The sequence below is a fragment of the Phyllobacterium sp. P30BS-XVII genome (assembly GCF_014138335.1).
GTDB lineage: Bacteria > Pseudomonadota > Alphaproteobacteria > Rhizobiales > Rhizobiaceae > Phyllobacterium > Phyllobacterium meliloti.
Map to the genome: position 1 here is coordinate 18,617 of NZ_JACGXO010000010.1, position 24,925 is coordinate 43,541.

A 24,925-nucleotide genomic window follows, 5' to 3' on the forward strand; every position below is an offset into this window, starting at 1 on the left:
GGGGTTTTAGCCGCCCGCCTTGGATACGGCGAGTGTGACCACGCGCTCATCTTTCTTGACCAATGGTGCGCTGTCCTTGGCAAAGGGGATGCCAAGAGCCGTCCAGACTTCAACCAAGGCGTCCTTCAACTCAAGCACCAGCTCATCGGAATGGAACGGTGTTGGAGTGATGCGCAAACGTTCGGTTCCGCGCGGAACAGTGGGGTAATTGATCGGCTGGATATAGATGCCATGAACTTCAAGCAGCCGGTCGCTTGCCATCTTGCACAACTCGGGATCGCCGACATGGATCGGGACGATGTGCGTTTGCGAGTGCATGACAGGCAGGTTTGCCGAAGCCAGAATATCTTTGGTAAGCTGCGACTGACGCTGATGCAGTCTGCGCTCTTCCTGCGATACTTTCAGATGGCGAATTGACTGGGTGGCAGCCGCCGCAATGACCGGGGGCAAGGCCGTGGTGAAAATGAAGCCGGGCGCATAGGAGCGAACCGCATCAATCACTGTCTTGGCTCCAGTAATATAGCCGCCGAGTGTGCCGAAAGCCTTGGCCAGTGTTCCTTCAATAATATCAATACGGTCTGAAAGGCCTTCCTGATCGGTGATGCCGCCGCCACGATTGCCATACATGCCAACCGCATGGACCTCATCGATATAGGTCATGGCGTTGTATTTTTCCGCCAGATCGGCAATCGCTGCAATCGGCGCGATATCGCCATCCATCGAATAAACAGATTCAAACACGATCAGCTTGGCGCGCTCCTTGCCTGCTGCTTTCAACAGGTCTTCGAGGTGCGCCACGTCATTGTGACGGAAAATCTTCTTCTCTGCACCGGAGCGACGAACGCCTTCGATCATCGAGGCATGGTTCAACTCATCGGAAAGAATCAGGCAATTGGGCAGAAGCCGTGCGATGGTTGAGATCGACGCTTCGTTGGATACAAAACCTGACGTAAAGACCAGACCAGCTTCCTTGTTGTGAAGATCGGCCAGTTCGTTTTCAAGCTCTACAAGCGGATGGTTATTACCTGAGATATTACGCGTGCCACCAGCGCCGGAGCCCATGCGGCTGGATGCATCATGCATGGCAGCGATAACGGATGGATGCTGACCCATTCCGAGATAATCATTGGAACACCATACGGTTATTTCGCGTGTGGCATCAGCGGTACGCCAAAGCGCACGCGGAAATTTTCCCACGATCCGTTCCAGATTAGCAAAGACCCGATAGCGCTTCTCAGCGTGCAATTGGTCGATCGCGTCTTCGAAAAACCGACGATAGTCCATGTACTGCTCCTGTATCACAAACTTACTACCGTTTTTGCTGCTTAAAATCCATGACGGGAAGGTGGGCAATTTGCCACGCTTGGTAAATGACAGCGTTCAAGTTCAGCATGCCCTATAGTGCCAAGGATTTGCGGAACACGGACGCCGTCGTTCGCGATGATGTTCAGTCTGAGGTTTCCTTGCTGCATAAAGCGTTTTGGCTGAAGAATTTTTATGCTGTCGCTTCAAGGCTTTGCACTCTTGCCGAAATACGGCAAGATGATAGCTGAGAGCTGTATTCATGGTTCAGAGGTTAACAGATGACAGTACTCGTAACCGGCGGCGCCGGATATATTGGCAGCCACATGGTCTGGGAATTATTGGATTCGGGGGAGTCTGTTGTTGTCATCGACCGGCTATCCACCGGATTTGAATGGGCAGTGCCCCCGGAAGCCAAACTCATAGTCGGCGATATTGCGGATCAGCACCTTGTCCGTGAAACCATCGAGCGCAATTATGTTGATGCGGTCATTCATTTTGCTGGTTCGGTCGTCGTGCCGGATTCGGTTCGCGACCCGCTCACATACTATGAAAACAATACCTCAAAATCCCGCTCCCTTATCGCAGCGGTCATAAAATCGGATGTGCGGAATTTCATTTTTTCATCGACGGCAGCTGTGTATGGCGACGGCGGTATGGAGCCCGTCACCGAGGATACGACGCTTCAGCCGCAATCACCCTATGGTGTTTCCAAACTGATGACCGAATGGATGTTGCGTGACACGGCAGCAGCCCATGATTTCCGCTACACGGCGCTTCGCTATTTCAATGTTGCTGGCGCTGACCCCAAGGGCCGGTCCGGCCAATCCACGAGAGGGGCAACCCATCTGATCAAGGTTGCTTGTGAAACAGCGCTTGGCAAACGGCCCTATATGGAAATTTACGGCCACGACTTTCCCACGCCCGATGGTACGTGCGTGCGTGATTATATTCATGTGAGCGACCTCGTTGCAGCCCACCGCCTTGCACTTGATCGCCTGCGCACAGGCGCCAGCAGCCTCACCGCCAATTGCGGTTATGGCCGGGGATATTCCGTGCGTGATGTGATTGAAAGCGTCGAGCGAGTTCACGGTGCGCCTATTGACGCTCGCCTCACGGATCGGCGTCCAGGCGATGCGGCGTCCATCGTCGCTGACAGCGCACGAGCCAGAAAAGATCTGGGCTGGGAGCCGCGTCTCGACAATCTAGATGCCATCGTCGAATCGGCCCTGATGTGGGAAAAAGCTCTTGGAAGCCGCAACTCGGGCCGCTAGTTATTTTCCCTTGGTTTCCTTTTTGAGTGGCAGCATTAATCTCAATGTCAGGAAGGTGACAAGGGAGATGATAAAAGCCACATCATAACTCTCCAGGCCAACCGCAACGCCGATGGCCCCTGTCGCCCAAATGCTGGCGGCGGTAGCCGTGCCGCGCACGGAATCTTTCATTTGCAGGATCGCGCCGCCGCCGATGAAGCCGACGCCAGTGATCAATCCTTCGATGATGCGCGCCGTGGCTTCCGGGTGCTCTCCCATGACACCTTCGGTGCCCTGAATAAAGCCGCAGCTGGCAAGTGCGACAAGGGGAAATGTGCGCATGCCTGCACTACGCTCTTCGATTTCCCGTTCCCACCCGATTGGAAAGGCAAGCACATAGGCAACTGCAAGAGTGATCACGTGCTGCACGATGGGCAAGGAATTAAGATATTGAAATATTTCGTACAAAACATACCCCATTGGCCGGAGGAAAGGTTGCTTTACAACGCCTGCCGACGCGGACAGTTCCCGATGGGGTCACGACATTTGTCCTTCCGGAGGCCATGCGGCGGAGAGACACATTGTCTTAACGCACATAAGTCTAGAAAAGGGGAACCTTCTTCGCTGGGAAGGTGTTTAAGACCACGAAGTAGAGTTGGAGTAATGCGATGGACGGCGCCAACCGGACCAACGAAAAACAGTTATCAAGAATCTTGCGACGACAGATATCGCAGTCGTCCTACAGGACGGCAATACGTGCTGCAGGTATCTACAAGGTGGAAGACACCGTGCCTGAGAGCTTGCTTGATCAGCTCCGCCGGCTTGACGAAGCCGAACACAAGGCATTGAAGTAGCAGATCGCTGATAAGCGGATCGCTCTTCTGTTCCAAAAATCCATATCATTACATGGGAAAAGAGGTGGATTGCTATCCACCCCCTTACTGGTTTGATCCGTTAGGCCGCAAGGGCCAAATGGCTGGTTTGTTCTTCGGCTGTCGCAATCGCCTTGGCTGCTGCTTCTGGCCCCATGCCAACGCCTTCGATACGAACAACGTCAACATCCGTCATACCAAGGAAACCGAGCACCGATTTGAGGTACGGCGTAGCATAATCCATACCTGAAGCTGGTCCTTCCGAGTAAACGCCGCCGGATGCGATCACAAGGTAGACTTTCTTGCCTGTAACAAGGCCCTTGGGGCCATCTTCGCCATAGCTGAATGTCTTGCCCGCACGGGCGATGTGATCAATCCATGATTTCAGCGTTGAAGAGATGCTGAAATTGATGAAGCCTGTCGAAATTACAATGCTGTCTGCTGCAAAAAGCTCGTCGACCGCCTTATCCGAGATAGCAACAGCGCGCTGCTGCTCAAGTGTGCGTGCCTCAACCGGTGTATAGATACCAGCCGTGTATTCGGCATCAATATGCGGCAACGGATGGCTGGCAAGATCGCGGGTGACAATCTGGCTACCGGGCGTTGCCCGCTGCAGCTTGTTTGCAAACTCTTTGGCAACCGCGGTTGAATGCGATGCCGCACCGCGAGGGCTGGATGTAACGAGAAGAATGGATGACATGATCTAAGTACCTTCTAAAAGGATGATTGATTTCGTGCCTGCAATTTGGCCCTCGACATCCATTTAGAAAACTGGGAAAATATCTATCAAACTCATCTAAAAAGTAGATAGATCATGCAGCCGAACCCAACACTCGATCAGCTCCAGGTGTTTCTGGCCGTTGCCGACACGGGCAGTTTCTCCGCCGCTGCCCGGCTCCTCAATCGCTCCCAATCGGTTATCAGCTATACGATTGCCAATCTTGAATCCCAGCTCGAACTGCAGCTTTTTACCCGTGTGGGAACCAAACAGCCGCGATTGACCGATGCGGGTCTCGCCATGCTTGAGGATGCGCGGCGCATGGCGTCAGCCCTGCAAAGCTTGAGGGCGCGGGCTGAAGGCCTCAAAGCGGGCCTCGAAGCGGAAATCTCGATTGCCGTTGATGTGTCCGTACCTTCTCCGGTTCTCATCCATGTTTTGAAGGCCTTTCAGCAGCACTTTCCGACCGTCAGTCTGCGTCTGCATGTTGGCGCGCTGGGTATGGTGTGGGACCTTGTGTTGAAGAAGCAGGCAGATATCGGCATTGGCGGACCGCCGCTTCAACCAAGCGATGATCTGGTGACGATGAAGGTTGGGGAAATGGCTATGACGCCCGCCGCTGCGCCTGATCATCCGCTTGCCCTGTACAAGGGACCAGTTCCCTTATCATTCATCCGCGATCACGTTCAGCTTGTTGTCACCGATCTTTCCGAGCAAACGAAAGGCCGGGATTTCGGTGTTTTCGCTTATAAGACGTGGCGGATGACCGATGTCGGCATCAAACACAACTTGATGGTCGCTGGTCTGGGGTGGGGCGGTCTACCCAAATGGATGATAAGCGATGATGTTGCCGAGGGTCGGTTGGTTAAGCTTGATCTCGAACCCTATCCCGAGGGGAGTTATCCGCTTTTTGCGCTTCATATGGCAGACAGGCCCCTCGGGCCCGCCGCTACATGGTGGATCGAACGCTTCAAGCAGGAAATGGATTCGTGCAACTATTGATCTAGGAAGATCTGTCGGATCACGCCTTTTTTCCGATGCGCCCGAGATGCGTGTCCTGAAACGCGCTGTAGAATTTCAGGCCGTACCCAAGAGCGCGATCAATGGCGATGTGGAATACCCATATCAAACCAATGGACAAGACGAGTTTGGAGCCGGACCACCAGCCAGCCGCCAGAAGAATGATAGGCAGAGCATAAAGATGCACCGCATTATAGCAGATCGCACCAATCTTCGGACCTTTGAGATAGGCCAGCATTGAGATATCGGGCACGAGGAAGAGCACAATAAAAAGCCACCAGCTAAGGCCAAAAAGCGAATAAGCTGTTATGGCAAGCACAGCCACCATTGCTCCTTCAATCCGCAGCAGAATGGTCATAATGGTATGTGGCTCCCTTGCACTGCGTCAATTTATATCCCGAATTTTGGCGGCGGCAATCCAGCCATCATCTTGGAGATGTATCTGATTGCCGAGAATCAGATTATTTCAGACATTCGGTGATTATTGCGCTGAAAAAGGCACAATTGATATGTCCACTATACGGGAAGCAGGCCTGCTATATCCCACTTGTTTCAGAGATTTCAAAATGCCCCGATTTTCATTTGAGCTTATGTAAAATGCCAATACCCATATTGATGTACCATCAGATCGATAAGCCAGCAGGACGGGGCAGCCCATTCCGCTATTTGACCGTCGACCCCGGCAATTTTCAGCGCCAGATGAAATGGCTCAAACGCATGGGCTATACGGGGTTGTCGATGCGCGATTTGCAGCCTTACCTCGCAGGTGAAAAGACCGGAAAGGTGGTTGGCGTTACCTTTGATGACGGTTTCCGGAATGTCTATCTCCACGCACTGCCCGTCCTTAACGAACTTGGCTTCACCGCAACGAATTACTTCGTCAGTCGGCAGATCGGGGGCTTCAATCAATGGGACGTGCCCGTAGGCGTTCCTCATGCGCCGTGCATGTCCAAAGCGGAAATGCTGGAATGGGCCGCAATGGGGCACGAAGTTGGTGCTCATACGCTTGATCATGTGCATCTGGCACAGGTCGATCTTGATGAAGCCCGGCGCCAGATTACCGGTTCACGACGCGAACTCGAAGACATGCTTGGCAGCACTGTGGATGCCTTTTGCTATCCCTATGGCGATTTGTCCGGCGATGTCAGGACGATAGTTGAGGAAGCAGGCTTTACGACTGCCACCACAACCCAGCGGGGCCGGGCAACACCCGAGGATGACAAACTGCTCTTGCCGCGCAAGATCGTCCGCCGCACCGATGGCTGGCTGAATGTTTTGCGTAAATCCGTGACCGGCTGATCATGGCGGGCATATCCGGAGAAATTACACGCAAGCGTAGCATCTGTATTGGCACGATCACCCGTAATCGGCCTTTGATGTTGCAAAACCTTTTGAAATCCTACGCCCATATGCGCGTGCCGGAGGGGACACGCATCCATTTCCTCATTGTTGAGAACAATGATCAGGCTACGCTGCAGGACGTCGTGGCCGCATTTTGCAGGCAAGTCCCGCAATGTTCCGTCCGGTATGAGATAGAACCGCGTCTTGGCATTGCGTTTGTACGCAATCGCGTTCTCGAATGTGCGATTGATGCAGGCGATGATTTGCTCACCTTCGCGGATGACGACGAGACAGTGGAAATAGATTGGCTGGTACAATTGCTTGCTGAGCGGGACGCCTATGATCTGGACATTGTCGGATCGCCTGTTCGTCTCGCCCCGCCTGCACCTGACGCAACCCTGTGGCAGAAAATGATCTGGTCCGGCATGGAACTGGCCAACCGGAAGAGTGAGGCAAAATATCTAAGCAAGCGTAATAGCGGTCAGATGCATCGCATAAGGATCGCAACCGGAAGTTGGATGGGAAATCTGGCGTTCTTCCGCCGCACCGGCGTGCGTTTTGACAATGGCCTTGCACTGGCAGGCGGCGAGGATTGGCGGCTTTGGGCCGATGCCAGCAAGCTTGGCGCCAAAACAGGCTGGACACCCCAGGCAATTGCCTATGAAACCGTGCCGCAAGACCGGCTAACTTTTGCCTATCAGTACCGACGCAGCCGCGATATCAGCACGATAGAGATGCGAGCCAAATTGCGGAAAAGACGAATCATAACGCTTCTGCGTTTGCCGGGCTCACTTGTCGGCAGGATCTTGTCTGTTTGTCTTTACCTGATTGCTGTGCCTTTCACGAAGGGAAGAACTCTGGTGAAGGCAGCTTCGCGTCTTGGCAGCATCGTCGGCCTCCTGCGGGCATGTTTTGGCAAAGAATCATCGCACTACCAACGCGTCAGCGGTGCATGACATCCAACAGTCAGCCTTGCCGGTCTCATCAAAACTATCTGTGGATTACCTGTGGATAATGTTTCACGAACAATGATCGTATGCATGACGGAGAACTGCGCCCGTATTCTAGCACGATACTTTTCAGGCATACTTAACAAAAATTTTTATGAGATAAAATATACTTGACGAGTACCATTGCAATTTCCGATGCTTGTTTTGAGAGACTCCACGAAAACACTAATCGGAAGAAAAGTTATCATGAATCTCTATAATTATTTCATCAATAATAACGGCAGTAAGATCATAAAGTACGCCCATTACTTCCCGATATATGAGAGATATTTTTCGCGATACCAAAATCGTCCAGTTACTTTCCTGGAGATTGGAACTGGTTATGGTGGTTCGGCCAAAATGTGGAAGTATTACTTTGGGCCGATGGCCCGCATTGTTTCAATCGACATTCGGCCAGAATGTAAAAATTATGAGGAAGAGCAGATTGCGGTAAGGATCGGGAGTCAGAGTGATCGGCAATTTTTACAGGGTTTGCTGAATGAGTTTGGTCCATTCGATATAGTCATGGATGACGGAAGTCATCACCACGACGACATCAACGTATCGTTTGATTTCCTATATCCTCGCATGGCTCGCGACGGCATCTACCTTGCTGAAGATCTGAACGGTGGCTATTGGTCGAAGCTTGGCGGCGGATTGCGCTCGGAAAATTCGTTCATCAACAGGTGCAAAGGCTTCGTCGATGAAATGCATGCGCGACACACTATTTACGGTGAAAACGGCGACGAGACCGTGCCGGAAACCAACATAACTCGCACGACGTCGGCAATTCACTTCTATGATTCTATCATCGTTTTGGAGAAGACGCCGTATATCAACAAGCAGATGTTGCAGACCCCTGAATAGTCAGGTTGCGAGGTCATCACCAAGAACGTTGCCAGGATTACATGACAGCTACACAGCGGCTGCAACCCATATCGTTGATTTCTCAATAGTTTCAAAGGGTTGCGCTGGTGCTGCGAGAGAGGATTGAACTCTCGACCTCTCCATTACCAATGGAGTGCTCTACCACTGAGCTACCGCAGCTGATTTGCGAACGCGGCGGACTTCTGCCATATCATTGCTTAAATCGCAAGCAAGCAATCGTAATCTCTTGGGCAAAATATCAGGATTCGCCAAAAGCCTAGCATTCCCAAGGAAAATATCGCGATTGGCGGATACGGATTTTGAAAGATCACATATGACATCGCCGTCTTCGAAAAACCCGAATTCCGAGCAAACAAGTCGTGAGAAGCGGCGTTCGGAACAATTACGGGCGAATCTGGCGCGGCGAAAACAGCAAATACGTTCCCGGCGCTCCGGGGCTGCAGATGAACGCGACGAGGGAATCACCGCTGCAGAAAAGACCTCCTCCGATACCCCGTCTTCGGAATCTTGACCGGTCGCACTGCGATCGAAGCATTTCTTGAACCATTGTCTGCGATGGTTTAGATCAACCGGCTCTGCAAAGGGCTCAACGACAGGACGGGTATATCCCGCGAAAGTGACACATTATGGATCGTATCAAGATTGTTGGCGGTAATAAGCTGAATGGCATCATTCCGATTTCCGGTGCCAAGAATGCGGCCTTGCCGTTGATGATCGCGTCGCTTTTGACGGATGATACGCTGACGCTCGAAAATGTGCCTCATCTGGCCGACGTAGAACAGCTGATCCGCATTCTCGGCAATCATGGCGTTGATTATTCCGTCAATGGCCGCCGTGAACGTCAGGATGGGGCCTATTCCCGCACGATCCATTTCACCGCTCGCAATATTGTCGATACAACAGCGCCCTACGAACTCGTATCCAAGATGCGTGCAAGCTTTTGGGTCATTGGCCCGCTTCTGGCGCGCATGGGTGTAGCGACCGTATCGCTGCCGGGTGGCTGCGCCATCGGAACACGTCCGGTGGATCTGTTCATTGATGGTCTGCGCGCGCTTGGTGCCGAGATTGAAATCGAGAATGGTTACGTCAAGGCAAGCGCAAAGGGCGGCCTTGTCGGTACACGCTTCACCTTCCCGAAAATATCGGTTGGCGCGACCCATGTGTTGATGATGGCAGCAACCCTTGCCAAGGGCGAGACCATCATCGAGAACGCCGCACAGGAGCCCGAGGTCGTCAATCTTGCCGATTGCCTCAATGCGATGGGCGCACGCGTCAGCGGTGCGGGTACGTCGACAATCACCATTGAAGGCGTCACCAGCCTTTCCGGTGCGCGTGTTCGTGTTATTCCTGATCGTATTGAAACCGGCACCTATGCGATGGCTGTGGCCATGACCGGTGGCGACGTGATCCTCGAAGGTGCCGATGCCAGCCTTTTGAGCGCGGCACTGGAGACACTGGGTCAGGCCGGTGCTGAAATTTCCGAGACAAATTCAGGTCTGCGTGTCGTTCGCAATGGCCACGGCATTATGCCAGTGGATGTTACCACGCAGCCATTCCCCGGCTTCCCGACTGATCTGCAGGCACAGTTCATGGGCCTGATGACCATGGCCAAAGGCACATCGCACATCACCGAGACCATTTTCGAGAATCGCTTCATGCATGTGCAGGAACTGGCTCGTCTTGGCGCGAAAATCTCCCTGTCCGGACAGACGGCAAAGATCGAAGGTGTGGAACGGCTGAAAGGTGCGCCTGTCATGGCAACCGACCTGCGTGCATCCGTATCTCTGGTTATTGCCGGTTTGGCTGCGGAAGGCGAAACAACCGTCAATCGCGTTTATCATCTTGATCGCGGATTTGAGCGTCTGGAAGAAAAGCTGTCCCGTTGTGGCGCTGTTGTGGAACGTATCAGCGACTGATGCGCGCTGTTTTTCCTGTTTGTGTATTTTCGCCCAACAGTAGAATTCCATTTGCCTGAACTTTCCTCTAACAGGGAAAGGAATGTGGCGCGTCCCGCGCGCCATGATCCTGATAAGTCATGCAAAGGGTAGACATGGACACTCTCAAACTCATCGCGCTTGATGAGGAAGATCTGCAAATCCTTTCTGCGCATCTGCAGGATTCCGTGCTGAAAATAGCCGATATCGATTATCTGCCTGCCGAACAGCGTTTGGTTCTGGCTGTCAATCGCTTCGTCTGGGAATTGGCCGCCGATGGCAAACGCCACCGCACGTTTGAACGCCGGCGCACGGCATTGCATTTTGCGCGGGTGACGAGCCTCAAGGCGACCGGTATCGAACGCCGCTACAAGGACGATGTACTGTCACTTCTGGCAATCCGGTTCATCGCCGGGGATGCCCCTTCAGGGACGATCGAACTGACATTCGCCGCCAACAAGGCGCTGCGTTTTGAGGTGGAAGCTATCGAAGCACAGCTTACGGATCTCGGACCTGTCTGGGAAACCGAGTTCAAGCCGGAACATGATGCCTGACGGGCAAAAGGAGTGGTTACATTGGCATTGGTGTTGAGGCAGTCCGATCCTGATTTTGAATCCCGGTTTGCCGCGTTTCTTCTGACGAAGCGCGAGGTATCGGAAGATGTCGATCGCACAGTTGCCGATATTATTCATAGAGTCCGGACCGAGGGTGACGCAGCGCTAATCGAATATTCCCAGCGTTTTGACCGGATTGATCTCGTTCAGCACGGTATTGCGATTACATCGGCGGAAATCGATGCGGCCATGGCCGCAGCGCCATTGGAAACTGTCGAAGCCCTCAAGCTTGCGCGTAACCGCATTCATTCGCACCATCAGCGGCAGATGCCGCAGGATGACCGCTATACCGATGCCTTGGGTGTCGAGCTTGGCTCGCGTTGGACAGCAGTGGAATCGGTCGGGCTTTATGTGCCCGGCGGCACGGCGAGCTATCCAAGCTCTGTGCTGATGAATGCCGTTCCGGCACAGGTGGCAGGTGTTGAGCGCATTGTCATGGTCGTGCCGTCTCCGGATGGAAAGCTTAATCCACTGGTTCTCGTGGCAGCGCGGCTTGCAGGCGTATCCGAGATTTATCGTGTTGGTGGCGCCCAAGCGATTGCTGCTTTGGCCTATGGCACGCAGACCATTGCTCCCGTGTCGAAGATCGTTGGTCCGGGCAATGCCTATGTGGCGGCTGCCAAACGCCGCGTTTTCGGTCAGGTTGGCATTGATATGATTGCCGGGCCTTCCGAAGTGGCTGTTCTTGCGGATGGCGACAATAACCCTGACTGGATCGCCGCTGATCTTCTGGCGCAGGCAGAACATGACACCGCCTCGCAATCCATATTGATCACCGATGACGAAACGTTTGGCGATGCGGTTATCGCGGCGGTGGAGAGGCAACTGGCAAACCTGCCGCGAACTGAAACCGCAAGTGCCAGCTGGCGTGACTATGGTGCCGTGATTCTGGTGCAGGATCTGGAATCGGGGCTGCCGCTCGTCAATCGTATCGCTCCCGAGCATCTGGAAATCGCCACAGATGATCCCGAAATACTGCTAGCGGGTGTGCGTAACGCCGGTGCCATATTTCTTGGCCGCTATACGCCTGAAGTCATTGGCGATTATGTCGGTGGCTCCAACCACGTATTGCCAACGGCACGGTCAGCACGTTTCTCCTCCGGCCTTTCTGTACTTGACTATGTCAAGCGAACGTCCATCCTGAAACTGGGTGTGGAACAGTTGCGCGCTCTGGGGCCGGCGGCGATAGAACTCGCGCGCGCCGAAGGTCTTGATGCGCATGGCAATTCCGTCGCGATCCGGTTGAACCTATAGGACAATAATGACAGCAACGGGCAATACCGATGCGCGATTGATTGATGTGGAGTTGGACGAGACCATCGGCCGCTCCACGCCTGATGTTGAGCATGAGCGGGCCGTTGCCATTTTTGACCTCATTGAGGAAAACAGCTTTCGCCCTGTGAGTGACGAGGGAACAGGCCCCTATCGCTTAAAGCTTTCCCTGATAGAAACACGGCTGGTCTTTGCCATTTCCCGGGAAGCGGGTGACGATGTTGTCACCCATATTCTGTCCCTGACGCCGCTGCGTAAGGTTGTGAAAGACTATTTCATGATCTGCGAGAGCTATTACGAGGCAATCCGGTCTTCCAGCCCGAGCAAGATTGAAGCGATTGATATGGGGCGAAGAGGGCTGCACAATGAAGGGTCGCAAGCGCTGATGGATCGCCTGAGTGGCAAGATCGAGGTGGATTTCGACACGGCCCGCCGCCTCTTTACGCTGGTATGTGTGCTGCATTGGCGGGGGTGATCGGGCCAGTGAGCGTCGAACCGGAAAAGCTCCCGGACGAGCAGGAGCCTGCCAAAGGCAGCATGCCAACCGCCGTGCTTTTTATTTGCGGGATGAATTCCATCCGCTCGCCTATTGCCGAAACACTGGCCCGCAGCCTTTTGCCGCCACGGGTCTATGTCGCTTCGGCCGGTGTGGAAAAGGGTGAGCCCGACCCATTTGTCGACGCGGTGCTGGAAGAGCTGGGTTTGAAACGCATTTCCACCCATCCGCGTACTTTCGAAGAACTGGAAGACGACTATTTTGACCTGATCATCACATTGTCGCCCAAGGCTCATCATATGGCACTGGAACTCACCCGCACCACATCGGTTCACGTGGAATATTGGCCGACACCTGATCCAACGCTGGTGCGTGGCCGCCGGGATCAGATCATGGAAGCCTATCGCGATGTCAGGGATAACCTTAAACATCACATTCAGGAGCGTTTCGGCTAGGCAATTTGAGTGTTTGTCAGGCCGTACACAATTGCTTCCAACTCCCTTGTTCACAAATGGCGCGCAATACTATAGGTTCCGCGCAAAATTGCGGTCGAGTGTGACCGCAAATTCCTTTTTTGGAGATAGAACTACGCATGGCGAAAGAAGAAGTACTAGAGTTTCCTGGTCTCGTGACGGAGCTGTTGCCCAACGCGATGTTCCGGGTAAAACTCGAAAATGATCATGAAATCATTGCTCACACGGCTGGTCGTATGCGCAAGAACCGCATCCGCGTTCTGGCAGGTGACAAGGTTCTTGTTGAAATGACTCCATACGATCTGACCAAGGGTCGCATTACCTACCGCTTCAAATAAGTCCCATTGGCCTCCGGCCGGACTTGTCCGCAGGACACGAATTTCCAGGAAATGCGTTCATGAGCGATCAACACAAACTGGTTCTGGCATCCGGCTCGCCGCGCCGTCTGGCGCTTCTGGGCCAGATCGGCCTGGAGCCCGATCGCCTTTTGCCCGCCGATGTGGACGAAACGCCTCTGCGTGCCGAACATCCGCGTTCCCTCGCACGCCGCCTGTCGCGCCTGAAAGCCGAGAAAGTTGCGGGTGAGTTGAAGGGCGATGCCGAGCTTGGCAATTCCTATATTATCGCCGCCGATACGGTCGTGGCGGTTGGTCGGCGTATCTTGCCGAAGGCCGAAATTCTCGATGATGCAACAAGCTGCCTGCGCCTTTTGTCCGGCCGTTCGCACCGCGTCTATACGGGCCTGTGCCTTGTTACGCCGAAGGGCAAGATTCGTCAGGAATTGATTGAAACGCGTGTGCGCTTCAAACGTCTTTCGCGCGAGGAGCTGGAGAGTTATCTTGCGTCAGGTGAATGGCGCGGGAAAGCCGGTGGCTACGCCATTCAGGGGCTTGCAGGCGGTTTTGTCGTCAAGCTGGTTGGTTCCTACAGCAATGTGGTTGGCCTGCCTCTATACGAAACTGCCGGCCTCCTGCATGGCGAGGGTTATCCCGTCTATGCCAATTGGCAATCATCGGCACATTAGAGCCTTTCTGTTTAACAAAAGCTCTGAGGTTTTGGACTGATGGATGAAAACAATAGCTCGGCGAAAGTAACGCCATTGCGGCCACCAAGGCCATGCCCGGAATGCAAAAGACAATCGCAGCGCGAGCATTACCCGTTTTGCTCAAGCCGCTGCCGCAATGTCGATCTTAATCGCTGGCTGACCGGTGCCTATGTCCTGCCTGCTGTCGAAAGCGCTGACGATAGCGAGGATGATTCGGAGCGCTGAGGCCCGACCCTTAGATTTTGATAACCCGCGTGGTGGCAGGCTGTGCCAGCACGATGTTAATCGCGCGCAACACGTTGATGCTGTCACTAAGGGGCATAATCTTCGAGGTTTTCTCGCCTTTGCGGATGGCATTCATTACCGCCATAGCTTCAAACTGCAGTCCACTGCCTTCAAAGGGATAGTCTTCCATCCAACGGCCGGGAATCGGCAACCGGTCAAGCAGCCTGCCGAACAGGCCGCTTGGCGGTTTTAACGGGCCAAATGGAGTTGCAACGACGAATGGTCGGTAAAGCGTCAGTCTTTGCGCCTGGAGAAAGGGTGCATCGAGCCGCAATGCGCCCTGCGTGCCTTCAATGACGAAATGATTCGCACCATCCCGATCAAACCCGCAGGAAAGATTTGCTTCTGCCCCGTCATAATGCAGGGTCATTTCCGAACTCATATCGACGCCGCTTGGCGCGGCATGCCATAGGCCGGAGACTTTCTGCGGTTGGCCGAGAAAGTACATGGCAAGGGATACACAATAAACGCCGAGATCGAGCGTCGCACCGCCTCCCAGTGATCGTTTGAAAAACCGGCTTTCGGGATCGTAGTCATGGGCATAGGCAAGTTCTGCTGTGATTCGGCGGATTGTGCCGATTTCACCCGCATCGATCTTTGTTTTGGCCGCCACCGCAGCTGGCAGGAAGCGGGTCCATAGGGCCTCCATGGCAAAGACCTTGGTCCGCGTCGCTTCGCGCTGGATTACCGAGGCTTCCGTATGCGAAGGGGCAATAGGCTTCTCTGTCAGAATTGCCTTGCCTGACCGTACGGCCTTCAGCGCCTGGGCCAGGTGAACGGAATTGGGCGTGGCAATGTAAACGGCGTCAACTGCCGGATCGGACAGGAAGGAATCGAGATCGACATAAGCCCGCTTGCCACCGAATGCGCCGCGAAACTGTTCGGCGCTGGCAAGTGAGCGGGAGTGATTGGCGACAAGAGTTGCGTCAGGCACAAAAACCAGATCGGCGGCGAATCGCTGGGCGATTTCGCCGCTCCCGATGATTCCCCAGCCAAAATCACTGCTCTTGGCAGCCTTCTCCCCCGTTTCATCCATGGAATACGAATCCTGTCTCTCGATGGTTTAAACAAACGCACCAATGCATGCCGTTTGCAAGAGGCAGAAAAACGGCAAAAAAATCGTTAGTTGATGCTGGACAGGGGGATTTTTAGTGTTATAACCCACCCGCTTCCGACAGAAAGTCAACGCTGTCAGAAAGGCTTGCCGGATAACGGAAATGCCTGAAGTGCCCAGATAGCTCAGTTGGTAGAGCAGCGGATTGAAAATCCGCGTGTCCGTGGTTCGAATCCGCGTCTGGGCACCACTTTTCACTCATTTTTTCATGCAGAATCGTCGAGCCAGCGTTTGATAAGCTGGGATAAACGACACGCGGAAATGAATTTGCGGCAGGTGGAACGATCATTCCTCAAATCACTTCACCGCATTTTCTGGTCCTATCTTTTTGATCCAATCAGCACTAAAATTTGCCGCGGAATTGATCTAAAGATCACGCGGCAGTCTGGGATGGCTGCGAATCGGGGTAAACCGCGTAGATGGCGTATCAGAGTAAAAAGCGATTTGTGGCGGTGCTTCTAAGCGCTGCTTGTCTTGCTGCGTGCTCTGGCGCTGCCCTTGCAGCGGATGCAGGAGCGGTCGCCACCGATGGCAAGCCTGTTAATCCTGCCCGCTGGATCGTAACCGTCGGTGCCAGTGTTGAATATGGCAGCAAGTTCGAAGGCGCCCGCACAAGCGGCTTTGGCTTCATGCCTTCCTTTGACATCCGCAGTGCTGACGAGCCCGAGGGCATGAGTGCCCCCGATGACAATATCGACTATACGCTTCTGACATTGGGCGGGCTGGAGCTTGGTCCGGTGATCGGCTTCCGGTCAGGCCGTGATCACTCTGATGACAAAGCCTTTGTCGGCCTGCGCCATATCTCGTTTACTGTCGATGGCGGCATGTTTGCGCAATATTGGCCGATTCCGGATCGCCTGCGTGTGCGTGCCGAGGTGCGGCAGGCCTTCAACAACTCAGGTGGTCTTGTCGCCGATCTGTCAGCCGACGTATTCCAGCGCTATGATAAATTCCTGTTTTCGGTTGGTCCGCGGCTGTCGATCGCTGACAGTACCTATATGCGCAACGCATTTGGCGTGACGGAAGATGAAGCCCGTCACAACCATCGGGTTGAGGCCTATACGCCCGGCGGCGGCATCAAGTCGTACGGCATCGTCGCTGCAACAACCTATTCGTTCTCGGATGCTTGGAGCGTTCAGCTGTTTGGCCGCTACGACCGACTGGCCGGAGATGCAGCTGAAAGTCCTGTTGTGCCAAGGCTCGGGTCCAAGGATCAGAAAGCCGTGGGCATTACCTGGAATTATTCGTTCGGTGTTGGACACTAAAGCAGGCCACTATCGGCCTGCTCAAACAATCTGACATTTAAAAATAGGGATAGTTGCTTAACTGCAGGCCTGCCATGCGAGGCGGCGGATGTCCGAGCGCGCAATGCCAAGATCAGCAAGATGGCGATCGGTGCATAATTGGAGTTCGTACAGGTTCTGACGGTACTGGCGCCATTTTTGGATGCGGTTGCGAAGGCTCATTTGGTATTCCCCTTAATTATATTTGCCCTCCCAAGGTGATAGTGTGGTGCGTTGCCTGTCTTGAAAATTGCCAATGTTGCATGGCAGCAATGATCATGTTGCATAGCAATATCATTGATCTGAGTAGCCTTCTTTTGATTTTCGTGCCCACCGCGTTATAGACATGGCAAGTCATGTTTTCTGAGGGGAGATGCCATTGTCCCGGTCAACCTTATCCGCACGCGATAGACTGGAGCAGAGCCTGACAGCCATAGCCGCTGGAGGCGGGCATGCATTTGTAAAACTCTACCCTGATACTGCGCGGGAGGAGGCAGATGCATCGGACGGGCGTGCGCGCGAAGGACGCCTGCTTGGGCCGTTGGACGGCAAGATCGTTTCAATCAAGGATCTGTTCGATGTGGCGGGGGAATCAACCCTTGCCGGTTCGACCATGCGCCGGAATAAGCCGGTAGCGGTCAGGGATGCAGTGATTGTTGAGCGTCTGCGCAAGGCCGGTGCGGTCATCCCAGGTAAAACCATCATGACCGAGTTCGCCTTCACGGCCGTGGGGCTCAATCCGCATTACACGGTTGCGGGAAACGCTGTTGATGCCAGTCGCGTCGCCGGTGGGTCATCGACCGGCGCGGGCATTTCCGCCGCCGATGGTACAAGCGATATTTCGATTGGCTCGGACACGGGCGGGTCCATTCGTATTCCGGCATCGCTCAACGGCGTCGTGGGTTTCAAACCCACGGCAAAGAGAGTGCCGCTGCAGGGTGCGTTTCCTTTGTCACCGAGTCTTGATTCCATTGGCCCCTTGGCGCGTTCTGTTGCCGATTGCGCTCTGGCGGACGCGGTTATGGCAGGTGAGGGTGTAATCCTCCCAGAACCCATATCTTTGACCGGCTTGCGTATAGCCGTGCCACGAGGAGTGGTTCTTGATGCAATGGAACCTGAAATTGCCAAAGCATTCGAAAACAGTCTGCGACGTTGCGAAAGATCAGGCGCTATTCTGGTTGAATGCACGCTGGATGATCTGATCCACGAAATGGCCGAAGCCACATCGGTTGGTTCAATCGCAGGCATAGAGGCCAGCCGTGTTCACGCTGATTGGCTTAATGATACGGGGCTCGATGTCGACCCTCGTGTCCAGAAACCTTTGTTGCGGCGCTTGGCTGTATCGGAAGCGGATTACATCGAACTCATGCAAAAACGGCGTGACCTGATGCACAAGATGGACGGTTTCATCGCGTCCCATGATCTTCTCGCGATGCCCACATCGCCGATCACAGCTCCTTTGATCGCCTCTGTTGTCGAGAATGATGAATTCTACAGACAGACCGAGGGCCTGTTGCTGCGCAATCCACAGATAGCCAATCAATTCGATCTGACGGCTATCAGCCTTCCCATGCCCGATCTGGCTTTGCCTGCTGGCTTGATGCTGTTTGCGCGCCATGGCGCCGATGCCAGACTTTTATCGATGGCCATGTCTGTCGAGCGACTGCTTGGCTAGGATATTTCGGGAGAAGCAGAATTAGCACTCGCAATTTCCGGTAATCCCGTCAGGATGCGCCTCGACCATTCGACCAATAGGAAAGCTCCCCGTGATCCGCCATTGTGTTTTCATTCGTTTTCGTGACGAATTCCCCGCTTCTGATCGACAACAGATATATAGCAATCTTGAAAATCTCTGTGGCAAACTGCCGGGAGTATTGTCGTTCGTTGCACGGCCAAACGTCAGTCCGGAAGTGGGTATGGACAAAGGCTATTCGGAGGGCTTCATAATCGATTTTGCCGATGCGGTTGCCCGTGACACCTATCTTGAGGATGCGGAGCACAGAGCCATCGGCGGGCGTATCGTTGCCTCTGCTATAGCTGGGGTTGAGGGTGTTTTTGTTTTTGATCTGGATATGTGACGCGAATGCAGGACAAGGAATTTTTCATAAAGCTGTTTCAGGCTGCTGTTGAGGCTGCTGATCCATTACACACAATCGCCGCGCATTTGCCTGCCAAGCCCAAGGGCCGCACCATAGTGGTTGGAGCAGGCAAGGGGTCTGCGCAAATGGCCAGTGCATTTGAAAAGGTGTGGGATGGTCCGCTCGAAGGTGTGGTTGTCACGCGCTACGGTTTTGGTGCGCCATGTGAGCACATCGAGATAATCGAAGCGTCCCATCCGGTGCCGGATGCGGCTGGGCTGATTGCCTCGAAGCGTTTGCTTGAAACAGTCTCGGGTTTGACCGCAGACGATCTTGTGGTGGCACTGATTTCGGGCGGCGGTTCCGCATTGTTGCCATCACCACCAGATGGCATGACACTTGACGATGAGATAGCCGTGAATAAGGGACTGCTTGCCTCAGGAGCGCCGATTTCCGCGATGAATGCGGTACGTAAACATCTCTCCACCATCAAGGGCGGAAGGCTCGCCGCTGCGGCCTATCCTGCGCGGGTATTTTCGCTGATCGTTTCCGACATACCGGGCGATAATCCCGCCTTTGTTGCTTCCGGCCCGACAGTTGCTGATGAAACAACCCGTGAAGATGCATTGCGCATTGTCGAACGATACAACCTTGATCTGCCGCCTGCTGCCTTGAAGCATTTGCAATCGCCAGCCGCTGACGCGCCAAAACCCTCTGATCCGGAATTTGCCACCCATGAGCACCGGGTCATCGCCTCAGCTGGCGTTTCACTCGAGGCATCGGCCAAAGCCGCGCGTGCGCTTGGTGTTGAAGCCGTTGTACTTTCCGATGCGATTGAAGGTGAGGCGCGGGAAGTGGCCCATGTGCATTCGGCGTTGGCCAAGCAGGTACTGAGCAAAAACCAGCCCTTCTCACGACCTGTCGTCATTCTTTCCGGAGGTGAGACGACGGTCACGGTCCGCGGCAAAGGCAAAGGTGGACGCAATAGTGAGTTTCTGCTGTCGCTGGCCATTGATATTGATGGCTATGACGGGATCACCGCTTTTGCCGCCGACACGGATGGCATTGATGGCTCGGAAGACAATGCCGGCGCTTTTGCTGACGGGAGCAGCATAGCGAGGTTATTGGCAAAGGGACTTGATGCATCGGCCTATCTCAATGGCAATAACGCCTGGTCGGCGTTCAATGCCATCGATGATCTCTATGTGCCGGGACCAACAGGGACCAACGTCAATGATCTCAGGGTAATCCTCATCCGCTAGTGGCACGAATTTGCCATCACGCTGATCACGTGAATCTCAGAATTGGACCGCTAGAAAGTCATGCGCATTTTTCAAGGACAAGGTTGACGCTTTATTTGACCTGCAATCGCCATGATTGGGTGGTCAACCCTCTGCGATTGTCTTAAATGTCGCTTGGGCGGCTCTCACATGTAAACGAAGGAACGTCGTATGCGCATTGCATTTCCCATGGCTATCTTGTCCCTAATGGTGCTGACGGCCTGCAACACAAGCACAGCCACAAGTACGGGCACGAGCAAGAGTCCGAAATCGGAAGCTTCTGCCATGTCACCGGCGAAGGACACGCATTTTGTTCCGCCACCAAAATCCTTGACCCAGAAGGCCACGCCGTCAAAGGTTCCGGAAACGCCCGGTGCTCAAAACGCAGTTCAGTGATCGGCTGAACGGCCAATATCCAGATTACCATTTCAAACACCGTTCCAATGCAGATGATGCTTGGGGCGGTGTTTTTGTTAATGGGTAAAGTTTGTGGGCTTGGAAAAGGCCTGAAAACAACAAAACCCACCGCGGGAGGAGGTGCGGTGGGTTTCGTTGGTTATGGAAGGCCTTCTGGGAGGAGAAGAGGCCAACCGTTTCGACAGGGCCGGGAGGAGGTGACGCTGTCGAAAATTCCTAATCTAAGAATAACTCCATTAGTCTGATTTAATATAGATAATATTGCATAGCAGCATTGCGTCTGGTGCAATGCAGCATAATTGCGTTCAATTATCACCTCTGCATCACAGCCTGTTGAGAACGAGGTCGGGAACTTCTTGGCTGCCGGTTTCGTTAATCATGTGTGAAGAGGCCGCTTGTCCGGTTATTGGCCTCTGCAATCGAGGCCAAAGAGATGCGTAAATTATCTGCGTCAGTCCTTATAATGGCAGTTGTAGCGTCGGCGTTGTCAATCCAGCCTGCTGCGGCCTTCAGCATGAAGGGCCAAATGGCTGCTCCATCCGAGAGCAATGACATCAGCAATAAAAAATTTGAGAAAGCTGCGCTGCTGGAAGCACAAGCCTATATTTGCGGAACGGACAGCGATGCCAGTGTGCAGGCTATGCGGGCCGGGATGGCAGAAACAGGCATGCCTGAAGATATTGCCGTCGAAGTGGTTTCAGACCTCGCATCCGGTCTGATCGACAAGGCTGTGAAGTCTGGTTCAAAAGAAATCTGCGGAAAACCACGCGTGCAAATCTCACGACTTTGACCGGTAATCTGCGGATGGAATAAAATAAATGAATGCATTCATGGCGTTGTGTATAGATCGATATAATTTTAAGTAAATTTGAATCAAGACAAGAAACCAACATCAAAAGTTGTGATCGCTTCGGGGCTTTCCAAGTCCTGTATTTTGCTAATAATAGCGGATGGAAACTTTCATTATAATCTGCAAGAACAATTAACTACTGGGAAAAATATCCACCAAATGCACGGCGGAATTTGTTGATCCTGCCGTCTGCAACATGGATTTTTATCTGCGATAATGTGAATGTTTCAAAGAACAAGAAAATAGTAATGCCGCTCGTGGGACCTGGAGAGAGAAGCATGAACAAGAGAGTTCAGACGCTGAAAGTATTGAAAACAGAACTCTCGAAGTTGTGTGCTATTGCCGATGGTGAAGGATTTGAAATGATTGCCTATTTCATTGAAACTGCCATTCGCGAGTCTGACGAACAATTGTCTCAGGAAACGCGTGCTCTTGTGGGAATGGAGTTACGTGCTGAGGCCGCCGGATTACGTGTTCTGAAGAACTGATTGTTAGTTGCTCGAACCATCAATTTCTTTCATTGAACAGAACTTCAAATTTTGTGAATCATGAATCGATTGCCACGCATTGTGCCCGGTGATCGAGCGCCTATATCTAGGCAATGACCCCGCTCTCAGTTCTCGATCTCTCACCGGTTTCCGTTGGCAGTACGCCCGCGCAATCACTCCGCAACTCGCTGGATTTGGCACAGAATGCCGAACGCCTCGGCTACAATCGATTGTGGCTCGCTGAGCATCACAATATGCGTGGCATCGCCAGTGCGGCCACGGCTGTTGTTATTGCGCATGTTGCTGCTGGCACATCGACCATTCGGCTTGGCGCGGGTGGTATCATGCTTCCCAATCACGCGCCGCTGATGGTGGCGGAAGCTTTTGGTACCCTTGCTGCCTTGCATCCCGGACGGATTGATCTCGGCGTCGGCCGCGCGCCCGGTACGGACCAGATCACCGCCCACGCCTTGCGCCGCAATCTTGAACAGGACATTAATGGCTTTCCGCAGGATGTCGTTGAACTCTTAAGCTATTTCCGCGAACCGGAACCGGGTCAGAAGGTGCAGGCTGTGCCGGGCGCCGGACTTGACGTCCCCGTGTGGATACTCGGTTCAAGCCTGTTTGGCGCGCAACTCGCGGCGGCGCTGGGATTGCCTTATGCTTTTGCCTCGCATTTTGCCCCGGCCGAAATGGAACGCGCAGTCGAGATTTACCGTGCAAGGTTCGAACCATCTGAGTATCTGGCAAAGCCCTATGTCATGCTTGGCCTCAATGTTTTTGCAGCCGACACCGACGCGGAGGCGAATTTGCTGAAAAGCTCGCAGCAGCAGGCCTTTGTCAATCTGCGGACAGGCAATCCGGGGCCTTTGCCTGCGCCTCTGGAAGGCTATGAAGAGACACTTGATCTCCACGCGCGGGCGATCTTGCGGCAGTCATTATCCTGCACGGTCGCGGGTTCACCTTCTACTATCAAGGCAGGCGTCGAAGAGTTCATCCAGCGCACCGGTGCCGATGAGATCATGGTGACGGGCCATATATTCGATCACAAGGCGCGCATTCACTCCTACGAAATTCTCGCAGACGTGATGATTGCTGATAGTCAGGCAAAAGCCGCGAGAGCGAGCGCCTAGGCGGCCTCTCTAAGGCCTCCGGCTGCTTCGATAAACGCGATTACCTCGTCGAGACCATTGCGTCGCAACATATCGGTGAAAACGTAAGGCTTTCCTCCGCGTTGAACCTTCGTGTCCGCCTCCATGACATCGAGATCGGCGCCCACATAGGGCGCCAGATCCTTTTTGTTGATGATCAAAAGGTCGGAGCGGGTAATGCCGGGCCCACCTTTTCTCGGTATTTTCTCTCCTTGGCAAACCGAAATCACATATACAGTCAGATCAGCCAGATCAGGTGAGAAAGTCGCGGCGAGATTATCGCCGCCAGATTCAATGAAAACAATGTCGAGATCGGGGTGGCGCTTGTTCATCTCGGCTATTGCCTGCAGATTGATCGTGGCATCCTCGCGAATGGCCGTGTGTGGACAGCCGCCTGTTTCCACACCCATGATCCGGTCTTCGGGTAGCGCCTGCAACCGGTTGAGGATCAGGGCATCCTCCTTGGTGTAGATGTCGTTGGTCACGACGGCGACCGAATAGCGATCACGCATTGCCTTGCAGAGCATTTCGGTGACAGTGGTTTTGCCTGAGCCAACAGGCCCGCCAATCCCGACGCGAAGTGGTCCATTTTGCGAGATCATGACCGGAAAATCCTCGAATATTGCGTTTCATGTTGCATGGCCATGATGTCAGACTGGATTGCTGCCGATCCGAGATCATCAAGGCTTGATATGGCGGCGCGTTGCACAGCCGCGATGATTGGTTTTTCAAACGCTGCCATCAGCGCGACACCGTGGCTTTGGCCAAGCGGTATGAGCCTGACGGCACCTTGAACAAGGTTGGAAAGCACCCCATGCACAAAGGCTGCAAGTCCGGCTTCCAGTCCAACGCCGTTGCGTGCCGCGATGATTGCAACCGCAACAGGGTAGGGTATTTCACCGGCAAGCTCTGAACTATCCGGACTCCAATGCCCTATGGCTTGCAGAAATGCGCTGCCTTGCAACATGGTTTCCATGTGGCGTTCTTTCGATCCCGCCATGGCTTCGCCAAGAGCCGCAATGTGCCCATAATCCTTGCCTTCGCGTTCATCCTGCCAGCTGGCGGCAAACAGCACCGCGTCATTCCAGATCGAGCCGTGGTGCAGCAGATCGTTCAGCCAGTTTTGCAGCGAAGCCTTGTCATGGATCAATCCATTGTGGATCGCCCGTTCGACACCATGACTGTAGGAAAACGCACCGACAGGAAAAGCCGGAGAGAGCCAGGTCATCAGACGCAAAAGCGCTGTGTTTGAACTCAGATCAGTCATGGGAATGGTGATGATGCCCATGACTATGATCGTGATCGTGATCATGCGCATGGCCATGGCCGCTGTGATAGGCACCGCGCAGCGGATGGAATGGCGCGACAATCTCGGCAACCTTGGCTCCAAGGCCTTCGAGCATGGCTTTGATGACATGATCGCGCAGGATGACGATACGATCTTCTTCCAGTTGCGCAGGAAGATGGCGATTGCCCAGATGCCATGCCAGTTCGGTCAGATGTTGCCGGTTGCGTGGGGTGACTTCGTAAAGCACCTCGTCAGCCGCAATGATCTCGGCCATCCGCCCGTCTTCCAGAATGAGGACATCGCCATGGGTGAAAGCAATGGGATCGGGCAGATCGATGAGTATCTGCTCGCCCTTTTGCAGCGTTAGCACCTTGCGGCGCAAATGGCGCTCGTCATGAGCAAGCACAATCTGGTCAAACGGTGTGCCGTGATAGTGACCGGCGTGGTCATGGCCTGTGACGCGTTTCATGGGTT

At 53.8% G+C, this 24,925-nt stretch carries 30 protein-coding genes and 2 tRNA genes; 22 read left to right on the plus strand and 10 right to left on the minus strand.

Features of this window, described 5'->3' with window-relative positions; all coding sequences use genetic code 11:
• Window positions 1-6 precede the first annotated feature (6 nt).
• The gene (gene hemA / locus FHW17_RS22235; protein WP_112526978.1) at window positions 7-1,284 is read right to left on the minus strand and encodes a 5-aminolevulinate synthase; all 1,278 of its coding nucleotides are present in this window, start codon (window positions 1,282-1,284) and stop codon (window positions 7-9) included.
• Window positions 1,285-1,583: 299 nt separating this feature from the next.
• Here hemA and galE point away from each other — a divergent pair, with 299 nt between their 5' ends.
• Entirely contained in the window at window positions 1,584-2,576 is a 993-nt protein-coding gene (galE, locus tag FHW17_RS22240) for a UDP-glucose 4-epimerase GalE (protein ID WP_112526982.1), read from the plus strand.
• On the opposite strand, the gene FHW17_RS22245 is transcribed toward galE, so the two are convergent.
• On the minus strand, window positions 2,577-3,035 hold the full coding sequence (locus FHW17_RS22245; RefSeq protein ID WP_112526983.1) for an MgtC/SapB family protein: 459 nt from the start codon (window positions 3,033-3,035) through the stop codon (window positions 2,577-2,579). It abuts the gene before it with no gap.
• A 474-nt stretch (window positions 3,036-3,509) separates the two neighbouring features.
• Complete coding sequence (locus tag FHW17_RS22250; protein WP_112526987.1) at window positions 3,510-4,127, minus strand: FMN-dependent NADH-azoreductase; 618 nt, start codon at window positions 4,125-4,127, stop codon at window positions 3,510-3,512.
• A 114-nt stretch (window positions 4,128-4,241) separates the two neighbouring features.
• On the opposite strand from FHW17_RS22250, the gene FHW17_RS22255 reads away from it, so the two are divergent.
• Window positions 4,242-5,147 (plus strand): LysR family transcriptional regulator, encoded by a 906-nt coding sequence (locus FHW17_RS22255; RefSeq protein WP_182510852.1) that lies wholly within the window; start codon window positions 4,242-4,244, stop codon window positions 5,145-5,147.
• A 19-nt stretch (window positions 5,148-5,166) separates the two neighbouring features.
• Here FHW17_RS22255 and FHW17_RS22260 read toward each other — a convergent pair whose 3' ends face one another.
• Window positions 5,167-5,523: a DUF4260 domain-containing protein gene (locus FHW17_RS22260; protein WP_182510853.1), complete on the minus strand. Its 357-nt coding sequence runs from the start codon at window positions 5,521-5,523 to the stop codon at window positions 5,167-5,169.
• Window positions 5,524-5,762: 239 nt separating this feature from the next.
• Here FHW17_RS22260 and FHW17_RS22265 point away from each other — a divergent pair, with 239 nt between their 5' ends.
• From FHW17_RS22265 to FHW17_RS22275, 3 genes are all read left to right on the plus strand, one after another.
• Complete coding sequence (locus FHW17_RS22265; protein WP_182510854.1) at window positions 5,763-6,464, plus strand: polysaccharide deacetylase family protein; 702 nt, start codon at window positions 5,763-5,765, stop codon at window positions 6,462-6,464.
• 2 nt (window positions 6,465-6,466) lie between these two features.
• On the plus strand, window positions 6,467-7,462 hold the full coding sequence (locus FHW17_RS22270; RefSeq protein WP_182510855.1) for a glycosyltransferase family 2 protein: 996 nt from the start codon (window positions 6,467-6,469) through the stop codon (window positions 7,460-7,462).
• Between the two features lie 240 nt (window positions 7,463-7,702).
• Window positions 7,703-8,362 (plus strand): class I SAM-dependent methyltransferase, encoded by a 660-nt coding sequence (locus FHW17_RS22275; RefSeq protein WP_182510856.1) that lies wholly within the window; start codon window positions 7,703-7,705, stop codon window positions 8,360-8,362.
• Between the two features lie 105 nt (window positions 8,363-8,467).
• Here FHW17_RS22275 and FHW17_RS22280 read toward each other — a convergent pair.
• Window positions 8,468-8,542, minus strand: a tRNA-Thr gene (locus tag FHW17_RS22280).
• Window positions 8,543-8,696: 154 nt separating this feature from the next.
• On the opposite strand from FHW17_RS22280, the gene FHW17_RS25475 reads away from it, so the two are divergent.
• From FHW17_RS25475 to yacG, 9 genes are all read left to right on the plus strand, one after another.
• Window positions 8,697-8,894 carry a hypothetical protein gene (locus tag FHW17_RS25475; RefSeq protein WP_091883711.1) on the plus strand — a complete coding sequence of 66 codons (198 nt, stop codon included), beginning with the start codon at window positions 8,697-8,699 and terminating at the stop codon, window positions 8,892-8,894.
• 115 nt (window positions 8,895-9,009) lie between these two features.
• Window positions 9,010-10,299, plus strand: a complete 1,290-nt coding sequence (murA, locus tag FHW17_RS22285) for a UDP-N-acetylglucosamine 1-carboxyvinyltransferase (RefSeq protein ID WP_091883301.1) — start codon at window positions 9,010-9,012, stop codon at window positions 10,297-10,299.
• Between the two features lie 134 nt (window positions 10,300-10,433).
• Window positions 10,434-10,871 carry a DUF2948 family protein gene (locus tag FHW17_RS22290; protein WP_091883304.1) on the plus strand — a complete coding sequence of 146 codons (438 nt, stop codon included), beginning with the start codon at window positions 10,434-10,436 and terminating at the stop codon, window positions 10,869-10,871.
• Between the two features lie 21 nt (window positions 10,872-10,892).
• Window positions 10,893-12,185: a histidinol dehydrogenase gene (gene hisD, locus FHW17_RS22295; RefSeq protein WP_112527264.1), complete on the plus strand. Its 1,293-nt coding sequence runs from the start codon at window positions 10,893-10,895 to the stop codon at window positions 12,183-12,185.
• Between the two features lie 7 nt (window positions 12,186-12,192).
• A complete protein-coding gene (locus FHW17_RS22300) occupies window positions 12,193-12,678 on the plus strand; it encodes a UPF0262 family protein (RefSeq protein WP_112526999.1) in 486 nt (161 codons plus the stop codon).
• Window positions 12,679-12,740: 62 nt separating this feature from the next.
• Window positions 12,741-13,154, plus strand: a complete 414-nt coding sequence (locus FHW17_RS22305) for a low molecular weight phosphatase family protein (RefSeq protein ID WP_227988202.1) — start codon at window positions 12,741-12,743, stop codon at window positions 13,152-13,154.
• 137 nt (window positions 13,155-13,291) lie between these two features.
• Complete coding sequence (infA, locus tag FHW17_RS22310; RefSeq protein ID WP_008122731.1) at window positions 13,292-13,510, plus strand: translation initiation factor IF-1; 219 nt, start codon at window positions 13,292-13,294, stop codon at window positions 13,508-13,510.
• Between the two features lie 59 nt (window positions 13,511-13,569).
• The gene (locus tag FHW17_RS22315) at window positions 13,570-14,196 is read left to right on the plus strand and encodes a Maf-like protein (protein WP_091883311.1); all 627 of its coding nucleotides are present in this window, start codon (window positions 13,570-13,572) and stop codon (window positions 14,194-14,196) included.
• Window positions 14,197-14,232: 36 nt separating this feature from the next.
• A complete protein-coding gene (gene yacG / locus FHW17_RS22320) occupies window positions 14,233-14,442 on the plus strand; it encodes a DNA gyrase inhibitor YacG (RefSeq protein WP_112527003.1) in 210 nt (69 codons plus the stop codon).
• A gap of 10 nt (window positions 14,443-14,452) precedes the next feature.
• Here the strand turns inward: yacG and FHW17_RS22325 are convergent, their stop codons facing one another.
• Window positions 14,453-15,538: a Gfo/Idh/MocA family oxidoreductase gene (locus FHW17_RS22325; RefSeq protein ID WP_112527006.1), complete on the minus strand. Its 1,086-nt coding sequence runs from the start codon at window positions 15,536-15,538 to the stop codon at window positions 14,453-14,455.
• Window positions 15,539-15,730: 192 nt separating this feature from the next.
• Here FHW17_RS22325 and FHW17_RS22330 point away from each other — a divergent pair.
• Window positions 15,731-15,806 (plus strand) — tRNA-Phe (locus FHW17_RS22330).
• Window positions 15,807-16,035: 229 nt separating this feature from the next.
• Window positions 16,036-16,881 (plus strand): MipA/OmpV family protein, encoded by an 846-nt coding sequence (locus tag FHW17_RS22335; protein ID WP_182510857.1) that lies wholly within the window; start codon window positions 16,036-16,038, stop codon window positions 16,879-16,881.
• A 57-nt stretch (window positions 16,882-16,938) separates the two neighbouring features.
• Here FHW17_RS22335 and FHW17_RS22340 read toward each other — a convergent pair whose 3' ends face one another.
• Window positions 16,939-17,082 (minus strand): DUF1127 domain-containing protein, encoded by a 144-nt coding sequence (locus FHW17_RS22340; protein WP_112527010.1) that lies wholly within the window; start codon window positions 17,080-17,082, stop codon window positions 16,939-16,941.
• A 196-nt stretch (window positions 17,083-17,278) separates the two neighbouring features.
• On the opposite strand from FHW17_RS22340, the gene FHW17_RS22345 reads away from it, so the two are divergent.
• The 6 genes from FHW17_RS22345 (at window position 17,279) to FHW17_RS22370 (ending at window position 23,145) form a co-directional block, all read left to right on the plus strand.
• A complete protein-coding gene (locus FHW17_RS22345; protein ID WP_281410763.1) occupies window positions 17,279-18,574 on the plus strand; it encodes an amidase in 1,296 nt (431 codons plus the stop codon).
• A 91-nt stretch (window positions 18,575-18,665) separates the two neighbouring features.
• Complete coding sequence (locus FHW17_RS22350) at window positions 18,666-18,977, plus strand: Dabb family protein (protein WP_182510859.1); 312 nt, start codon at window positions 18,666-18,668, stop codon at window positions 18,975-18,977.
• Window positions 18,974-20,239, plus strand: a complete 1,266-nt coding sequence (locus FHW17_RS22355) for a glycerate kinase (protein ID WP_182510860.1) — start codon at window positions 18,974-18,976, stop codon at window positions 20,237-20,239. Before FHW17_RS22350 ends, FHW17_RS22355 begins: the two co-directional genes overlap by 4 nt.
• A gap of 961 nt (window positions 20,240-21,200) precedes the next feature.
• Window positions 21,201-21,464, plus strand: a complete 264-nt coding sequence (locus FHW17_RS22360; RefSeq protein WP_112527020.1) for a hypothetical protein — start codon at window positions 21,201-21,203, stop codon at window positions 21,462-21,464.
• A 338-nt stretch (window positions 21,465-21,802) separates the two neighbouring features.
• The gene (locus FHW17_RS22365; RefSeq protein WP_091883335.1) at window positions 21,803-22,012 is read left to right on the plus strand and encodes a hypothetical protein; all 210 of its coding nucleotides are present in this window, start codon (window positions 21,803-21,805) and stop codon (window positions 22,010-22,012) included.
• Window positions 22,013-22,125: 113 nt separating this feature from the next.
• Complete coding sequence (locus tag FHW17_RS22370; protein ID WP_182510861.1) at window positions 22,126-23,145, plus strand: LLM class flavin-dependent oxidoreductase; 1,020 nt, start codon at window positions 22,126-22,128, stop codon at window positions 23,143-23,145.
• Here the strand turns inward: FHW17_RS22370 and ureG are convergent.
• From ureG to ureE, 3 genes are read right to left on the minus strand one after another with little or no spacing between them, the layout of a single operon-like run.
• Complete coding sequence (ureG, locus tag FHW17_RS22375; protein ID WP_112527023.1) at window positions 23,142-23,765, minus strand: urease accessory protein UreG; 624 nt, start codon at window positions 23,763-23,765, stop codon at window positions 23,142-23,144. The two genes, FHW17_RS22370 and ureG, sit on opposite strands and share 4 nt — an antisense overlap.
• Window positions 23,762-24,451 (minus strand): urease accessory protein UreF, encoded by a 690-nt coding sequence (locus FHW17_RS22380; RefSeq protein WP_182510907.1) that lies wholly within the window; start codon window positions 24,449-24,451, stop codon window positions 23,762-23,764. The genes ureG and FHW17_RS22380 overlap by 4 nt, the downstream gene beginning before the upstream one ends.
• Complete coding sequence (gene ureE, locus FHW17_RS22385; protein WP_112527028.1) at window positions 24,423-24,920, minus strand: urease accessory protein UreE; 498 nt, start codon at window positions 24,918-24,920, stop codon at window positions 24,423-24,425. The genes FHW17_RS22380 and ureE overlap by 29 nt, the downstream gene beginning before the upstream one ends.
• Window positions 24,921-24,925: the final 5 nt, after the last annotated feature.

What these genes read in the sequence shown, in the direction of transcription:
- hemA (WP_112526978.1), bottom strand. Translation starts at nt 1,284, where the DNA reads ATGGACTATCGTCGGTTTTTCGAAGACGCGATCGACCAATTGCACGCT.
- galE (WP_112526982.1), top strand. Translation starts at nt 1,584, where the DNA reads ATGACAGTACTCGTAACCGGCGGCGCCGGATATATTGGCAGCCACATG.
- FHW17_RS22245 (WP_112526983.1), bottom strand. Translation starts at nt 3,035, where the DNA reads ATGGGGTATGTTTTGTACGAAATATTTCAATATCTTAATTCCTTGCCC.
- FHW17_RS22250 (WP_112526987.1), bottom strand. Translation starts at nt 4,127, where the DNA reads ATGTCATCCATTCTTCTCGTTACATCCAGCCCTCGCGGTGCGGCATCG.
- FHW17_RS22255 (WP_182510852.1), top strand. Translation starts at nt 4,242, where the DNA reads ATGCAGCCGAACCCAACACTCGATCAGCTCCAGGTGTTTCTGGCCGTT.
- FHW17_RS22260 (WP_182510853.1), bottom strand. Translation starts at nt 5,523, where the DNA reads ATGACCATTCTGCTGCGGATTGAAGGAGCAATGGTGGCTGTGCTTGCC.
- FHW17_RS22265 (WP_182510854.1), top strand. Translation starts at nt 5,763, where the DNA reads ATGCCAATACCCATATTGATGTACCATCAGATCGATAAGCCAGCAGGA.
- FHW17_RS22270 (WP_182510855.1), top strand. Translation starts at nt 6,467, where the DNA reads ATGGCGGGCATATCCGGAGAAATTACACGCAAGCGTAGCATCTGTATT.
- FHW17_RS22275 (WP_182510856.1), top strand. Translation starts at nt 7,703, where the DNA reads ATGAATCTCTATAATTATTTCATCAATAATAACGGCAGTAAGATCATA.
- FHW17_RS25475 (WP_091883711.1), top strand. Translation starts at nt 8,697, where the DNA reads ATGACATCGCCGTCTTCGAAAAACCCGAATTCCGAGCAAACAAGTCGT.
- murA (WP_091883301.1), top strand. Translation starts at nt 9,010, where the DNA reads ATGGATCGTATCAAGATTGTTGGCGGTAATAAGCTGAATGGCATCATT.
- FHW17_RS22290 (WP_091883304.1), top strand. Translation starts at nt 10,434, where the DNA reads ATGGACACTCTCAAACTCATCGCGCTTGATGAGGAAGATCTGCAAATC.
- FHW17_RS22300 (WP_112526999.1), top strand. Translation starts at nt 12,193, where the DNA reads ATGACAGCAACGGGCAATACCGATGCGCGATTGATTGATGTGGAGTTG.
- FHW17_RS22305 (WP_227988202.1), top strand. Translation starts at nt 12,741, where the DNA reads ATGCCAACCGCCGTGCTTTTTATTTGCGGGATGAATTCCATCCGCTCG.
- infA (WP_008122731.1), top strand. Translation starts at nt 13,292, where the DNA reads ATGGCGAAAGAAGAAGTACTAGAGTTTCCTGGTCTCGTGACGGAGCTG.
- FHW17_RS22315 (WP_091883311.1), top strand. Translation starts at nt 13,570, where the DNA reads ATGAGCGATCAACACAAACTGGTTCTGGCATCCGGCTCGCCGCGCCGT.
- FHW17_RS22325 (WP_112527006.1), bottom strand. Translation starts at nt 15,538, where the DNA reads ATGGATGAAACGGGGGAGAAGGCTGCCAAGAGCAGTGATTTTGGCTGG.
- FHW17_RS22335 (WP_182510857.1), top strand. Translation starts at nt 16,036, where the DNA reads ATGGCGTATCAGAGTAAAAAGCGATTTGTGGCGGTGCTTCTAAGCGCT.
- FHW17_RS22340 (WP_112527010.1), bottom strand. Translation starts at nt 17,082, where the DNA reads ATGAGCCTTCGCAACCGCATCCAAAAATGGCGCCAGTACCGTCAGAAC.
- FHW17_RS22360 (WP_112527020.1), top strand. Translation starts at nt 21,201, where the DNA reads ATGGCTGCTCCATCCGAGAGCAATGACATCAGCAATAAAAAATTTGAG.
- FHW17_RS22365 (WP_091883335.1), top strand. Translation starts at nt 21,803, where the DNA reads ATGAACAAGAGAGTTCAGACGCTGAAAGTATTGAAAACAGAACTCTCG.
- FHW17_RS22370 (WP_182510861.1), top strand. Translation starts at nt 22,126, where the DNA reads ATGACCCCGCTCTCAGTTCTCGATCTCTCACCGGTTTCCGTTGGCAGT.
- ureG (WP_112527023.1), bottom strand. Translation starts at nt 23,765, where the DNA reads ATGATCTCGCAAAATGGACCACTTCGCGTCGGGATTGGCGGGCCTGTT.
- FHW17_RS22380 (WP_182510907.1), bottom strand. Translation starts at nt 24,451, where the DNA reads ATGGGCATCATCACCATTCCCATGACTGATCTGAGTTCAAACACAGCG.
- ureE (WP_112527028.1), bottom strand. Translation starts at nt 24,920, where the DNA reads ATGAAACGCGTCACAGGCCATGACCACGCCGGTCACTATCACGGCACA.